The organism is Acinetobacter sp. ANC_7635 (assembly GCF_056779945.1).
The window spans coordinates 79,714-93,687 of the sequence record NZ_JBWYIS010000002.1 but is presented as its reverse complement, the minus strand read 5'-3'; the positions used below and the strand labels follow the sequence as shown (position 1 = coordinate 93,687).

Annotated in this window: 12 protein-coding genes and 4 tRNA genes; 9 read left to right on the top strand and 7 right to left on the bottom strand. The window is 38.3% G+C overall.

What is annotated here, in order from left to right; all coding sequences use genetic code 11:
• Position 1 precedes the first annotated feature (1 nt).
• Complete coding sequence (gene purN, locus AC1M89_RS04410) at positions 2-631, top strand: phosphoribosylglycinamide formyltransferase (RefSeq protein WP_092766790.1); 630 nt, start codon at positions 2-4, stop codon at positions 629-631.
• 15 nt (positions 632-646) lie between these two features.
• Here purN and AC1M89_RS04405 read toward each other — a convergent pair whose 3' ends face one another.
• Together AC1M89_RS04405 and sppA are read right to left on the bottom strand one after the other, a co-directional pair.
• Positions 647-1,456 carry an alpha/beta fold hydrolase gene (locus AC1M89_RS04405; protein ID WP_481613958.1) on the bottom strand — a complete coding sequence of 270 codons (810 nt, stop codon included), beginning with the start codon at positions 1,454-1,456 and terminating at the stop codon, positions 647-649.
• The gene (gene sppA, locus AC1M89_RS04400) at positions 1,453-2,466 is read right to left on the bottom strand and encodes a signal peptide peptidase SppA (protein WP_035266860.1); all 1,014 of its coding nucleotides are present in this window, start codon (positions 2,464-2,466) and stop codon (positions 1,453-1,455) included. The genes AC1M89_RS04405 and sppA overlap by 4 nt, the downstream gene beginning before the upstream one ends.
• A gap of 131 nt (positions 2,467-2,597) precedes the next feature.
• On the opposite strand from sppA, the gene AC1M89_RS04395 reads away from it, so the two are divergent.
• On the top strand, positions 2,598-3,533 hold the full coding sequence (locus tag AC1M89_RS04395) for a lysophospholipid acyltransferase family protein (RefSeq protein ID WP_481608706.1): 936 nt from the start codon (positions 2,598-2,600) through the stop codon (positions 3,531-3,533).
• On the opposite strand, the gene AC1M89_RS04390 is transcribed toward AC1M89_RS04395, so the two are convergent.
• The 3 genes from AC1M89_RS04390 to AC1M89_RS04380 all read right to left on the bottom strand — a co-directional run bounded on the left by AC1M89_RS04390 (position 3,530) and on the right by AC1M89_RS04380 (position 8,007).
• A complete protein-coding gene (locus AC1M89_RS04390) occupies positions 3,530-6,019 on the bottom strand; it encodes a DNA internalization-related competence protein ComEC/Rec2 (RefSeq protein WP_481613957.1) in 2,490 nt (829 codons plus the stop codon). The two genes, AC1M89_RS04395 and AC1M89_RS04390, sit on opposite strands and share 4 nt — an antisense overlap.
• Before the next feature lie 82 nt (positions 6,020-6,101).
• Positions 6,102-6,779, bottom strand: coding sequence for a lipoprotein-releasing ABC transporter ATP-binding protein LolD (gene lolD / locus AC1M89_RS04385; RefSeq protein WP_035266856.1), 678 nt, complete (start codon positions 6,777-6,779; stop codon positions 6,102-6,104).
• The gene (locus AC1M89_RS04380) at positions 6,772-8,007 is read right to left on the bottom strand and encodes a lipoprotein-releasing ABC transporter permease subunit (protein WP_092766794.1); all 1,236 of its coding nucleotides are present in this window, start codon (positions 8,005-8,007) and stop codon (positions 6,772-6,774) included. Before AC1M89_RS04380 ends, lolD begins: the two co-directional genes overlap by 8 nt.
• Positions 8,008-8,030: 23 nt before the next feature.
• Between AC1M89_RS04380 and AC1M89_RS04375 the strand changes: the two genes are divergently transcribed.
• Entirely contained in the window at positions 8,031-8,606 is a 576-nt protein-coding gene (locus tag AC1M89_RS04375; RefSeq protein ID WP_092766795.1) for a PilZ domain-containing protein, read from the top strand.
• 9 nt (positions 8,607-8,615) lie between these two features.
• On the opposite strand, the gene AC1M89_RS04370 is transcribed toward AC1M89_RS04375, so the two are convergent.
• Positions 8,616-9,524 carry a DMT family transporter gene (locus AC1M89_RS04370; protein WP_481613956.1) on the bottom strand — a complete coding sequence of 303 codons (909 nt, stop codon included), beginning with the start codon at positions 9,522-9,524 and terminating at the stop codon, positions 8,616-8,618.
• A gap of 23 nt (positions 9,525-9,547) precedes the next feature.
• Positions 9,548-10,015 (bottom strand): YaiI/YqxD family protein, encoded by a 468-nt coding sequence (locus AC1M89_RS04365; RefSeq protein ID WP_035266848.1) that lies wholly within the window; start codon positions 10,013-10,015, stop codon positions 9,548-9,550.
• Between the two features lie 270 nt (positions 10,016-10,285).
• Between AC1M89_RS04365 and AC1M89_RS04360 the strand changes: the two genes are divergently transcribed.
• The 6 genes from AC1M89_RS04360 to AC1M89_RS04335 all read left to right on the top strand — a co-directional run bounded on the left by AC1M89_RS04360 (position 10,286) and on the right by AC1M89_RS04335 (position 13,954).
• Positions 10,286-10,361 (top strand) — tRNA-Glu (locus tag AC1M89_RS04360).
• Positions 10,362-10,469: 108 nt separating this feature from the next.
• Positions 10,470-11,882 carry an amino acid permease gene (locus AC1M89_RS04355; protein WP_035266846.1) on the top strand — a complete coding sequence of 471 codons (1,413 nt, stop codon included), beginning with the start codon at positions 10,470-10,472 and terminating at the stop codon, positions 11,880-11,882.
• Between the two features lie 214 nt (positions 11,883-12,096).
• Positions 12,097-12,172: transfer RNA gene (locus AC1M89_RS04350), tRNA-Glu, on the top strand.
• A 24-nt stretch (positions 12,173-12,196) separates the two neighbouring features.
• Positions 12,197-12,272 (top strand) — tRNA-Glu (locus AC1M89_RS04345).
• Positions 12,273-12,317: 45 nt separating this feature from the next.
• Positions 12,318-12,393 (top strand) — tRNA-Glu (locus tag AC1M89_RS04340).
• Positions 12,394-12,550: 157 nt separating this feature from the next.
• Positions 12,551-13,954 (top strand): iron-containing redox enzyme family protein, encoded by a 1,404-nt coding sequence (locus AC1M89_RS04335; protein ID WP_481613955.1) that lies wholly within the window; start codon positions 12,551-12,553, stop codon positions 13,952-13,954.
• The last annotated feature ends 20 nt before the right edge of the window (positions 13,955-13,974 follow it).

The following is a 13,974-nucleotide window of genomic DNA, read 5'->3' as shown; positions in this document are numbered from 1 at the left end:
CATGATTAAAATTGCTGTTTTAGTATCTGGTAACGGATCAAACCTACAAGCATTAATTGATGCAAACCTTTCAGGTCAAATTGTCGGTGTGATCTCGAATAAACCTGATGCTTACGCACTTGAGCGTGCTACTCATGCCAACATTGCAACTGCAGTGATTGAACACAAAAACTTCCCAGACCGTGAAACGTTTGATGATGTTATGCATCAGCAACTGCTCGACTGGGAAGCTGATCTTGTAGTTTTAGCGGGCTTTATGCGTATTTTAAGTGCTAAGTTCGTTAAAGCATGGGAGGGTAAAATGATCAATATCCACCCTTCTCTACTGCCAAATTACAAAGGAATGCATACACATCAACGTGTATTAAATACTGGTGATTTATGGCATGGATGTACAGTACATTATGTCACTGCAGAACTAGATGCAGGTCAAGCACTTGCTCAAGGCGTACTCAAAGTGTCGCACCATGATAATGTTGCATCTTTAGCTGATCGTGTACATCAACTTGAACATTTAATTTATCCTCAAGTTGTAGAATGGATTTGTAATCAAACCATTCAAGTCACATCCGAAGGCGTGCACTATAAAAATCAAATTTTGAAAGATCCAATACAGTTCTGTCATATTTGATTTAAAAAACGCAGCTTAGGCTGCGTTTTTTAGTGGCGTCAAAATAGTTTTTAAATGCGCAGCCAATTGCTCAGGATGTTCAAGTGGGAACATGTGTCCACCTTCAAAAATACTAAAAGGCACACCAAACTTTTTCCTCACTTTATGAGGGAATTTACGTGCTAAGAATGGACCTTCAGAAGCAACAATTAATTGACTTGGAACTTTAAGCTTAGGTTGAGGCAGCCACCATAATGAAGGATTGGTTCTAAAAATATCCACTTCAATAGATTTTGGAATCGCCAATTCAACGCCGCCACGCGTTGGATCTTCAACTAATGCAAATAGAATATAGTCATTAAAACATTGCTCATCAAATGCTGCATATAATGCTTTGGGTCGAAGTAATGTTGCAGCTTGCTCTCGACTATCCCAATGATCACGTCGACGTTTAGACAATGCCGCTGGCGACATTTGATCCACTGCTTTTAACTTCAAAGACTTTGCAATATGCATAGCAAATGATTCTAGCCCCATAATAAGAGGTGGATCGAGAAGAATAGTTTGACTAAAAAGTTCTGGGCATTTCAACGCAGCTTTGAACGTCAAAACTCCTCCTAAGGAGTGCCCGATACCAATCACTTTACGACCATGGGATTTCTGAACAATATTATCAATCACTTGCTGTGTCATACTTTCCCAGTGTTGATCTACAGGATAACGTTGATCAACACCAAGATTGGTCGTATAAATCACATCGAATTGATCAGACAAAGCATCAAAAAATTTTTGATAAACTTTCGATGGAACCCCGTTGGCATGAGCAAAATGGATCAATGGTTTCATTGGATTCGATTCACCTGCTCAGATTGAATCTGCTTGGAAATTGAAGAAGCAAAACCTTGACCAATTTCACTTCCAAGTCGTCCAAGCACAGAATCAAAGGGGCTACGTTGAATAGTATAATCTACCGTTTTTTCGACTTTTAATTCGCGTTTCAGTGTGTGAATACTGCCAATCCGATCTGCAATACCGAGCTTCACAGCCTGCTCACCAGTCCAAAACAAACCTGAAAATATAGCAGGGTCTTGCGATTTCAATTTATTGCCACGACCTTTTTTGACTGCATCAATAAAATGTTGATGAACATTATCCAATACACCTTGTACGTGTGCACGTTGTGCAGGATCAACTGGTTGTGTCATCGACAATAATGCTTTGTTCTCACCTGAAGTCATGGTGCGATCTTCAACGCCAAGTTTTTGCATCAAACCACTCACTCCATAGTTTGGCATAATGACGCCAATTGAGCCGACTAAACTTGATGGATTAACAATAATTTCATCCGCTGCAGACGCTATGTAATAAGCACCTGAAGCACCTGTGTCACCAATTAATGCATAAAGTTTTTTATCTTTATAAACCGACTTTAAATATTGGATCTCTTGCCAAATTTCATCAGACTGAACTGGAGATCCACCCGGAGAGTTAATATTTAAAACAACAGCTTGCGATTGCTTGCTTTCAAATGCTTTTTTCAAACCTTTGATCGTATCTGCACTATTCACACTTTGCTGGTCTGCAGCAATCGTTCCTACAATATCGACTGTAGCAATATGCTGTGATGACACCGCACTATCAGTGGAAGTCGTTGAACAACTTTTCCCCATGACCAAAACTATAAACAACAGATATGCGAAAGTAAGAAATTTAAAAAAGATTCCCCAACGTCTTGCACGTCTCTGTTCTTCTACAGATGCGAGAACAGCTTTTTCTAAAATTTGCCATTCTTTTCCGTTCGGTTGGTTATTTGGTTTTTGATTTTCATTTTGTGGTTCAGGCGGCCAAGCGGACATACATACCATCCAAATTAAATTTAAGCTGACATTATATACAAGGAATGAGGTCAAACTATTTATAAGTCAAGATTTAACATATAATAAACCCAAATCACAATATTCTATGAACTTACCAAATTTTGAATCTAATGCCTGAAACCAAAACATCGACCACAACCCGCCTGTTAAATTTCTTCAGTCGCCGTCCGATTCGTTTTTCTCGTTTTTTTGCAAAAATGCTTGCAGGGCTGATTAATACGCTAAAAATTACAAAAACTACGAATACCATCCGCCTCAATATCGACATTTGCTTACCGCATCTTTCTGATGAAGAAAAACATTTAGTGACTCGTGCAGCGGTAAGAAACGAACTTCAATCTTATATGGAATTTTTTAGTATTTGGGGAAGCTCAAACGAAACCAATATTTCACGAATACGCAATGTCACTGGTGCTGAATATTTTCATGAAGCAATGGCTGAAAAGAAAGGTATTATTTTACTCGCACCACATTTTGGTACATGGGAAGTCATGAATGCGTGGTTCGCACAATATACTAAGATGACCATCATGTATAAACCCATCAAGAATGAAGAAGCAGATCAATTTGTGCGCCAGGCTCGTAGTCGAGAACAAGCAACTTTAGTCCCTACAGATGAGAGTGGTATAAGACAAATTTTTAAAGCCCTTAAATTAGGGGGGACAACTGTGATTCTTCCAGATCACAATCCTAAACACGGTGGTGAAATGATCGATTATTTCGGCATACCACTCGAGTCCAGTAATTTAAGTGCCAAACTCATCCAAAAAACTAAAGCCAAAGGCCTTTTGGTCTATGCAATTCGCAATGAAACTGAAGATTTTGATGTATTTATTGAACCAATGGATGCTTCGATTTATGAAGGCACTCCCGCTGACGGAACGTTAGTAATTCACCGTGCAATAGAAAGCCTGATTCATCGTTATCCTGAACATGCTCATTGGAGCTATAAACGTTTCCGTGCAAATCCTGATCTACATAACATTTATCGTATCCCTGCAGAACAAGCCAGAGTAAAAATAGAGCAAGTCAGAAAAGTAAGTTAATCTATGGGGATATTCCGAGTTAACCACGCTTTTTGATCTCGATGATATCGAAATTGTACATCTCTGTTTTTATCGAAGGTCATTCGAATGCTGCCCTTCGATTGGGTATCGAGTAGCGGAATATTAAGCGCTTTTAAACGCTCTTTGACAACAGGATGGGGATGATTATAGCGGTTATCAAAACCAGCCGATGCAATGGCAATTTTAGGTTTGGTATTTTTTAAAAAGTCGTAAGATGAACTATGTCGACTGCCATGGTGTCCTAAGATTAAAATATCTACTCTAAGTTCAGGATACTGCTTTAAAATACGATACTCTGTCTCCCACCCTGCATCCCCCATAATCAGAATATGCTTAAAATCGTTAGCATAGGGTAATGTCAGATACATTACGCACGAAAGCTCATTACGATTTTGACTGACAAAATTTAATTGTGATTCAACTGGTGAAAGAAATTGTATATTGATCTTACCCAATTGTACCTGTTGATGCTGTCGACAATAATCAAATTCAACATACTGAAACCTATCATCTTTTTCATTTGAGATAACTTGATCAATTTGTATATGTTTTCCAATAGTGCGGTATGCTCCAGCATGATCTTGATCAAGATGACTGATAAAAACTTGATCTAATTTTGATATGCCACGTTGAATTAAGAAAGGGACAACTACATTTTCTCCGATACTAAATGTATTCTCATCAAAGCTCCCGCCTGTATCAACTAAAGCAGTTTTCCCTGATGACTGTAAGAGTATGGACTGCCCCTGCCCTATGTCCAAAATTTCAATGATATCGTATCCATCATCACGTTTAGGCATCAGCAATGCCACACCTAATACGGGTATCCATAATCGAGGGATTACATTCTTTGGCATAAAGAACATGAATACTGCCAAAGCGAGCAAAAACATTTGTGCTTTCGTTAACGCTACCCATTTCAATGGATTGTCTAATATTGCTCCCAGCTTAGTCAGTAGCACCAAAAGAATCGATATCAATACATCAGCCAGATGAAATAAAAATTGACCAACAAAAGGAATAAAGCTGAGACAATAGCCCAGTACTTCCAATGGCACGATCAAGGTACCAATCATTGGAACAGCAACTAAATTAGCAAATGGCGCAAATAAAGAAATCTGTTGAAATATCAGTAGAGTGAGTGGTATCAGTGCAATAAATATTTTCCATTGGGATTGCAAAAGTATTTTAAGATACATTTTTGCTTTATCTATAAAACGATGCTTATTGATTAAAGCAGTGTTTTGCTGTTCATGAACGATCGTTTGGTATACACGAATCAAAATCAAACATGCGCCGTACGAAAGCCAAAATGCAGCAGATAAAATACTAAAAGGGTCTAAATAGAGCATTAAGCTTGCACTGATAAGTAATAGTACAAAAGGCTTAATCTTAAATTTAAATAAAATAGCGATACTAATTAGACAAACTGACAATGTAGTTCTTAATGCAGGAATTTCGAGCCCTGAAAAAAAACTATAAATAATTACCCCACATACGAAAGGGATTAAAAGTAAATATGGTTTGGGAACTTTTAGAAAAATATGAGGACGAAAAATTGATACAAGATACCTCATGAACCATGATAATAAGCCAGCAAAAATTAGAACATGTGGACCTGAAATAGCCAATAAATGCGTAATGCCTAGTTTTTTAAATAATTCTTCTTGTTGCTCCGTCAATAGACTCTTATCACCTGTGAGTAACGCGACTAGCAAACCCTTATTCCTGAATACTCCCTGTTCGATATCATCCCTAAAAGCTAAACGTGCTTTTTCAATGCTCAGGCTCAATCGTGCGATAAGGCTCCGATGCACATCGGTTGAAGATAAATAACCTTCAGAATATAACACCGCTTCACTTACAGGTACGATCCAATCTACACGCATTGTTCCAGCTATATTTTGCTGCAACAACCATTTCTCTTGATCAAAGACCCCATCTACTGCATAACTATGTGCGGGTCTTAATTTTCCCGTAACTTTATAATAGCGCCCTAGTTCTAATGTCGTATCAAGTTTTGACTCTCGCAAATATAATAATAGCGTTTGAGATTGTCCTTGCTTCTTGTCGATCACTTGCGCACGCTGCTGTATTGATCGACCTTCCTGATCCATTTTCAGCTGATTAATTTTATTGATATAAACAACTATTTCTTTTTCTTCAATATATTGAACACGTTTATCTAAACAATCGTGTAAGGCTGTTTTTGCATGTTGATGCCCCAAAACAAATGTGATCAGACAAATTCCCGTTAGCACAAGCATTCTTGATGATGACTGGACAATACTTGAGGTGTGAGGATAAATGAATCGATCAGGTTGCCTTATTAATCGTAAAAAGTAACCCATGATCAAAATGATACTTGCCATACCCAGCAAGAGAGTTGAATATTCAGCTTCACCCTGAAAGCTGATCGTAGCAACACCAATGATCCAAAAGATGAGAATAAATATTAAAAACATCTAACTTTTATGTTTATTTTTCTTAAATAGATTAAAGCCCACCTAAGTGGGCTTTAACAAGACTGTTAATCGGATTTTGAGCCTATACCCACAATCCATCTTGCATATGCAAAATCTTATCAGCAGTTTGTGCGAGCTGTTCATCATGGGTCACGATGAGCATTGCCATATTAAATTCTTTACGCAGATCTGAAAGCAATTCAAAAATTGTGACGGCAGTTTTACGATCTAAATTTCCAGTAGGCTCATCTGCCATCATCAATTTAGGTTGAGCCACTAAAGCTCGTGCAAGCGCAACGCGTTGTCGCTCACCGCCAGATAACTCACCTGGTTTATGCGTTAAACGATGTGATAAACCCACTTTATTCAACAAATATTCTGCACGTTCTTTTACTTCTTTAAAATTTGCATCTTTACGTAACATCAGCGGCATTGATACATTTTCTAAAGCCGTAAACTCAGGAAGTAAATGGTGAAATTGATACACAAATCCGAGGTGTTCATTACGTAGGAAACCGCGTTCAGCTTCGCCTAAAGTGTCAAAACGCTGCCCATTAAGCATCACTACACCTTCGGACGGACGATCAAGCCCCCCTAATACATGTAACAGCGTACTCTTACCCGAACCACTTGATCCAACAATTGAAACAAATTGTCCTTGCTCAACAACTAAATCCAATCCCTTAATCACTTCAACAGTTGATTTACCATCTGTAAAATGTTTATGAATATTTTTGGCTTCTAAGACAATATTACTCATAGCGTAAAGCCTCTGCTGGTTGAACTTTAGCAGCACGCAGCGCTGGATAAATTGTTGCAAGGAAACTTAGCGCTAGTGATAAGCTAACAATCACCACCACATCTTGCCAACGTAGATACGATGGTAAATAGTTAATGAAATATGCATCGAATAAATTTAGTCCAAAAGCGGTGTTCAGCCAGCCAATAAATCCACTGATGCTCGTTGCAAAGATGATACCTAGTGCTGCTCCTGCCAGTGTTCCTACAACACCAATCACCGTACCCTGTACCATAAAAATCTTAGTGATCGTTGCTGGTGAAGCACCTAAGGTTCTTAAAATAGCAATGTCGGATTTTTTATCAGTAACCACCATCACCAATGAAGATACAATATTAAATGCTGCAACCAAGACAATCAGGAAAAGTAAAAGGCTGACCATTGCTTTTTCCATCTGAATGGCACTAAAGAGATTGCCGTGCGTATAAGTCCAATTTGATGGATAGAAATTGCCTGGTAAATCCATAACAACTTCTTCAGCGACTTGTGGTGCTTTGAAGATATCATCTAGCTTCATACGGATACCTTGTGCACCATCCGGCAGTCTCAACAGTGTCGAAGCATCATTTAGCGCGATGTAACCCATCATCGAGTCCACTTCCGCACCAATACTAAAAATACCGACAATTTTAAAACGTTTAAATCGTGGAACAACGCCAGCGGGTGATGGTGTCGCTTCAGGTAATACCAATGTTACATTGTCATTGAGACTTAAACCTAAAGCATCCGTCATCTGCTTGCCCAAAACAATCCCGAACTCACCTTTCTTTAATGAGTTGAGGTCGCCTTGAACCATATGATTTTGAATAATAGATACATTTTTTTCATAGTCAGGCTCAATACCCGTGACCATTATCCCTGCAACCTGTCCTTGGGCTGTTAACATCCCCTGCAACTGTGTAAAAGGTGCAACACCCGTCACATGTTCATGTTGGTCTATTTTCTTTGCAAGCTCAGGCCAGTCTGTTAGAATTTGTGTAGAGGAAACAGTCGCTTGAGGTACCATTCCTAAGACACGGTTTTTTAATTCACGATCGAAACCGTTCATTACAGATAACACAGTAATGAGAACAGCGACGCCCAAAGTCAGACCGATCATGGAAACTAAAGCAATAAAAGAAATAAAGTGATTACTTCGCCGTGCGCGAGTGTATCTCAACCCTATATACAGCGAGATCGGTTTAAACATACCATCTAGTCCGAGGTGTTTTAATGGAAAATCTTCAGCATCAAAGTGGCAATATTGAAAGACGAGTCATGTCACGTATTGATGCTGCCTTAAGAATAAATTATCAGATCATCACTAAAGATGTCGCTTTGAATGATCCCTATGATTCAAATTTTGTACTACCGCGCTATTTTCTCTTACTTGCAGAATTAGATCAATTTGATCATGCGCTTATGTACGAATTAGAACAATTAAATCAAAAAGATCAACAAATTGCTCGGATATTATCCTTATTTAATCAAAAATTAAACCTGATTACGGGCTCACTTTACGACTCTATTGTACAAACCATGTTACCAGTACCTACTCAAGTCAATTTGTCTGAAACAGGTTTTAGTTTTTATGCTGAGCAACATATCCCTGAACAAACCTATATACATATCACATTGAGTCACCCTGAAAATGATTTTCATATCGCTGCAACTGCACAGGTTGTCTACAGCAATCAAGAAGAAAATGGGCTGTTTAGAACTGGTGCATATTTTCTAACGTTACATCCCCAAGACAAAGTAAAGTTAACAGAAGCCTTGAAGCATTTAAAAAACTCACAGAATCACTGAGCATTAAACTTAAGGTTTTAATACTTTTTGTTTAAATTTCCGATTCGCTTCTATATCCCGATAAAAATACATAAATAATCCCAGAAGTAGAATCATTGCTCCCAGCATCATGCCAAGCGTTAATTTCTCATGATTAAATGCAGCACCTATACCAAGTGCTAGAACTGGAGTCATTACATTTGTAAGGGACAATGTGGTGGGTTGCATTTTTTTGACCAAGTAAAAATAGCAAAACATAGCGACTAATGAAGCCATGACGACAGAATATATGATCGCAAGTAACGACTTCATTGAAGGTAATTCAGTAGGTAAGTATTTCCATATAAATGGCACAATTAAACATGCAACGATAGTAGAAACAAGTATTGAACCAGTCGCCTGAGCCATTGGTGCTACATCAGCATTTATTTTTTTTACCCAAAAAATTGACATTGCGTATGAAAAAACGCTGAGTAACATTAAACCAATTCCAATGGGATGGATATGTTGTGCGGATCCAGTAAAACTGATCACTACGAGCCCAGTAATCGCGACGATCATTCCTAACCATTGCAGCTTATGCAAATCTTGTTGAAAGATAAATTTTCCAATAAGCCCTGCCATAATTGGTGCTAATCCAAACATCAATGCAATCATGCCAGAACTTAGGTAATCAGTAGCCACATAAGTAAAAAATTGCGAACCAATCAAGCTAAATGACCCAGCAAAATAACTATGCAATGCAATTGAATTTAAAGGAAATTTTACCTTTAAAACAATGAGAAGTAATGCTGCGATAGGCAGTGCCAAGCCTAATCGAATCACCAATGCCCACATTAAGTAAATATCTTCTACACTCCATACAATCGCAAGTGGAGTTGTTGCCCAGATGATGACCAATAAGGCATAAATGAGCATAAGTTTAGGTTTTTCTGGCATGTGAACTCGATTGATAAGATAAATCAGGCAGTTTTTCTTTTTTGTTTTTGAATCGTTTGATCCAAAGCACTTGAAAATTCACGCTTATCTCTTTCTGAAATTGGCGGTGGTCCACCGGTTTGAACGCCAGCCCCTCTCAAAGTTTCCATGAAATCACGCAAATGTAATCGTGCCTTAATATTAGCTTCTGTCCAAATTTCACCACGTGGATGAATTGCAACGCCACCCTTTTCGATGACTTGAGCTGCTAGAGGAATATCCTGCGTCATGACAATATCATGCTCTTTCATACGTTCGATAATTTCTTTATCAGCTTGATCTGCTCCACTCATCACTTGTATTGAATTAATACGAACAGAAGGAGTTATTCCTACATTTTGATTGGCGACAAAAGTTACTTCAAGTTGATAACGATCAGAAGCTCTTAAAATGACTTCACGCAAAATTTTAGGTAATGCATCAGCATCCACCCAGAGTTTAAATGGCAACACGCCTCTTTCCTTCGTTGTCTTACCACGTCATCTTATCAAATTTTACAGATGGCTGGTTTTATATGATGAATATAAAGCGGATCGTTTTTTTATAGTGAGGACCTTCTCTCCATGTTATTTAAATACATGAAAAATCTTATTGTTGTCAGTTTAATCAAAATTAAAACTAATTGATTGTTTTTGCTTAATGTATGAACGATTAAAACTTTTTTTGATACGAAGCTTTTGACAATTGAAATGTCTATCCTTAATATACAAGCACCTCGCAACGTCCCTATCGTCTAGAGGCCTAGGACATCGCCCTTTCACGGCGGTAACCGGGGTTCGAATCCCCGTAGGGACGCCATTATCGTTTCATACGATCACTCAATATTCAAAATTACTATTATTTCATTGAAGAATTGTAGTTTTTCACTACAATAACTCGCTTCATTTGTTTCGAATTTTCAATCCTATGCACTCATCTCCGAATGATGCTTCGCATCAGGGCAATTCTGCGCCTTTACAACGCGCTATGAGTACTCGACATCTGGTTATGATTTCGCTTGGCGGCGCAATCGGAACTGGACTTTTCTTAGGTTCGGGTGAAGTCATTGCACAAACGGGGCCTGTTGGTGCCATTATTTCTTATATCCTTGGCGGGATTATCGCCTACATGGTTATGCTGTGTTTAGGTGAGCTTGCCGTTCATATGCCTGAGTCTGGTTCGTTTGGTGCTTATGCCAAAAGATATATTGGACCAGGAACTGGCTATACCATCACTTGGTTATATTGGTTAACTTGGTCGGTTACTTTAGGAACTGAGTTTACAGCCGCCGCCCTCCTCATGCAGGAATGGTTCCCAGATAGTTCCATGTGGATGTGGACTATAGTCTTTGGTGTATTCGTATTTGTTTTAAATATGATTTCCACAAAATGGTTCGCAGAATCTGAATTTTGGCTGGCCTTAGTTAAAGTTATTACTGTTGTTGCATTTATTCTCTTAGGCCTACTCGCAATTTTTGGCGTAATTGGCTATCAAGGTTACGAAACGGCACCTTTATTTAGCAATTTAACTGCTCAAGGTTGGTTCCCTGAAGGTTTATTCCCAATTTTTGCTACGATGCTTATCGTAAACTTCGCATTCTCTGGAACAGAATTAATTGGGGTTGCTGCTGGTGAAACTAAAGACCCAGCTAAAAATGTTCCTAAAGCGATTAATACAGCGATTTTTCGTCTGTTGATTTTCTTCGTAGGTACGATCATTGTAGTGACGTCACTTCTTCCACATCAAGAAGCTGGCTTAGCTGCTGAAGGTGTGAGTAGCTCTCCATTTGTGACTGTTTTCCAGCATATTGGTATTCCCTATGCAGAAGATATCATCCGTTTTGTAATTATTACCGCTTTATTATCAGCTGCTAACTCTGGTTTGTTTGCTGCGTCACGCATGATGTGGTCTTTATCTTACAAAAAGCAGCTCCCTGCAGTATTTTCTAGAGTGAATGCACGTGGTATCCCCTATGTTGCAGTGATCGTGACAATGATCGGTGGGTTACCAGGCTTATTGTCAGAACAATTCGCACCTGAGACTATTTTTACCAATTTATTAGGTATTGCTGCTTTTACAATGGTCGTTGTGTGGATGAGTATTTGTTTAAGCCAATTTAATTTCAGACGCGATTGGTATAAGCAAGGGCGCAAAAAAGAAGAGCTGGGCTTTGCTGCTCCATTATTTCCAATTGTCCCAATCTTAGGTTTTGTGTTCTGTTTTATCACATGCTTAAGTATGGTATTTGATCCAAGTATGCGTATTAGCTTTTTCGGGTGTTTAGCGTTCATTGCTGTATGCTATGCCAGTTATTACCTGTTTTATCACGATAAATCTTGATTTTGAAATAGCGACTTCGGTCGCTATTTTTTTGCTTAGACAGTTCCTATTTTCCAAATGCTTTTCTAATATTTCTTGGAGATTTGATCTAAATTTAGCCTTTAAATTCAATATTGTTTTATTTTCATACGAACACACCATTTTTTTAATTTTTTTGCTGAAATGCGTTTGACACCCCCCTATTTTCACCCTATTATACGCCCACCTCTGAAACGTCCCTATCGTCTAGAGGCCTAGGACATCGCCCTTTCACGGCGGTAACCGGGGTTCGAATCCCCGTAGGGACGCCAATTTTCAGAAGTAGATTTTATTAAGTCCCTATCGTCTAGAGGCCTAGGACATCGCCCTTTCACGGCGGTAACCGGGGTTCGAATCCCCGTAGGGACGCCATTAATTTCAATTGAAATAACATGGTTTAAAATATATTTCTGCACTGTCCCTATCGTCTAGAGGCCTAGGACATCGCCCTTTCACGGCGGTAACCGGGGTTCGAATCCCCGTAGGGACGCCATATTCGAGATGATACATCTCATAAAAAAGCCCAAGCATTTAAGACTTGGGCTTTTTTTTATAACTTAGTCACCCTAAAAATCGAACACAAAATAAACAACATTATCATCTTTGCAGGTTATGGTGGTTTAAACCCTTAATAACGCTTGGAGAAGATGATGTTGGACAACACCGTACTTAATCCCCTAGCATCCCCATCACAATTAAATACAATTAGTCCTAAAACAAATAAAGACTGGGTTGAGTTTTTTTTAGACCCTAAAGTGAATCGTGAATGTAAAACAGAATATGCTGAAACCTATGTTCTTTCACTATTTGATCAACTCAATACGACTCATTTATCGTGGATTGATCAGGTAGAACAAGTTAGGCAACATATACAACACGAACATGATCAAACTTGTTCTAAATTTCAAAGTTATCTAGATCAACGAAAATCAGGCCTTGGGCGTGACTACTTTCCAACCATCTCTCATGCTTTAGAATTTTTATATAAAGTTGCTCCAGTTAAATATGTAGATGGCTCCTGGCTATATTCATCTCTTACGCACCCCTCTCTGTTTGAAAGCAAAGATCTAAGCTATATCTACTTAGAAGAACTTGGCTTGGGAGATGCTAAAGCAAATCATGTTTGCATGTATCAAAACTTACTGCGACATTTCGAGCTTGAACCATACATTAATTATTTAGATGATATTTATTTTGAACAAGCCGCTGTTCAACTTGCTCTCGCATATATACCACATGATTTATTTCCACTGGTAATTGGATTTAACTTGGGTTATGAACAATTACCACTACACCTGTTAATCACCAATTATGAGTTAGCAGAACTTGGAATTGATCCTCATTATTTTAATGTTCATATTACAATTGATAATGCACACAATGGACATGCTGAAAAATCAATACAGGGATTTATTGATCATTATCATCAAGCTCAAGATAAATCAAAATATCTTGAATTGGTGAAAATGGGTTTCCAAATGAATGATCTTGGCTTGAGCTCAACAAATATCATCCAAGAAATTGATCTGACTCAAAGCGTTTATCAACTTCTGCAAAGAAAAGCAGTTGTCGGTCAACATATCCATAACCAAAAATGTCAATTTAATGGCAGATCAATTAACGAATGGCTCGCTCAACCTGAATTAATATCTGAATTTATTCAAATCTTAATTGATAAACAATGGATTATTAAAAACAGGCCTGTCGAAGAAAGTCGTTTTTGGAAACTTATTCACGATAGTGATGGCAAAATGTTTGGTGTGTTTAATGCAACTGAAAAAATGCTGATCAAAGACTGGATTCAAGGGGAATCATTAACTGTTCGTTTAAAAAGAATGCCTGTAACAGGAGATCAAAACTGGCTATCAAAATACAATAATCAACATGAACTTGAACAGATCAAACATCAATGTCATTCATTAGATGATACAAACGATAAACTAGCATTGTTAATTCCATATCTCTCACCTTACTATCATCCACGAGCGATCGGATTATGGGCAACCCAAGAAGTCTCTAAGTTACTTTTCCCTTTTCAAACACTTGCGCTTTAGTTTTAACTCGCCGCATAAAA

Coding starts and splice junctions, on each gene's coding strand:
- purN (WP_092766790.1), top strand. CDS start 2: ATGATTAAAATTGCTGTTTTAGTATCTGGTAACGGATCAAACCTACAA.
- AC1M89_RS04405 (WP_481613958.1), bottom strand. CDS start 1,456: ATGAAACCATTGATCCATTTTGCTCATGCCAACGGGGTTCCATCGAAA.
- sppA (WP_035266860.1), bottom strand. CDS start 2,466: ATGTCCGCTTGGCCGCCTGAACCACAAAATGAAAATCAAAAACCAAAT.
- AC1M89_RS04395 (WP_481608706.1), top strand. CDS start 2,598: ATGCCTGAAACCAAAACATCGACCACAACCCGCCTGTTAAATTTCTTC.
- AC1M89_RS04390 (WP_481613957.1), bottom strand. CDS start 6,019: ATGTTTTTAATATTTATTCTCATCTTTTGGATCATTGGTGTTGCTACG.
- lolD (WP_035266856.1), bottom strand. CDS start 6,779: ATGAGTAATATTGTCTTAGAAGCCAAAAATATTCATAAACATTTTACA.
- AC1M89_RS04380 (WP_092766794.1), bottom strand. CDS start 8,007: ATGTTTAAACCGATCTCGCTGTATATAGGGTTGAGATACACTCGCGCA.
- AC1M89_RS04375 (WP_092766795.1), top strand. CDS start 8,031: ATGGAAAATCTTCAGCATCAAAGTGGCAATATTGAAAGACGAGTCATG.
- AC1M89_RS04370 (WP_481613956.1), bottom strand. CDS start 9,524: ATGCCAGAAAAACCTAAACTTATGCTCATTTATGCCTTATTGGTCATC.
- AC1M89_RS04355 (WP_035266846.1), top strand. CDS start 10,470: ATGCACTCATCTCCGAATGATGCTTCGCATCAGGGCAATTCTGCGCCT.
- AC1M89_RS04335 (WP_481613955.1), top strand. CDS start 12,551: ATGTTGGACAACACCGTACTTAATCCCCTAGCATCCCCATCACAATTA.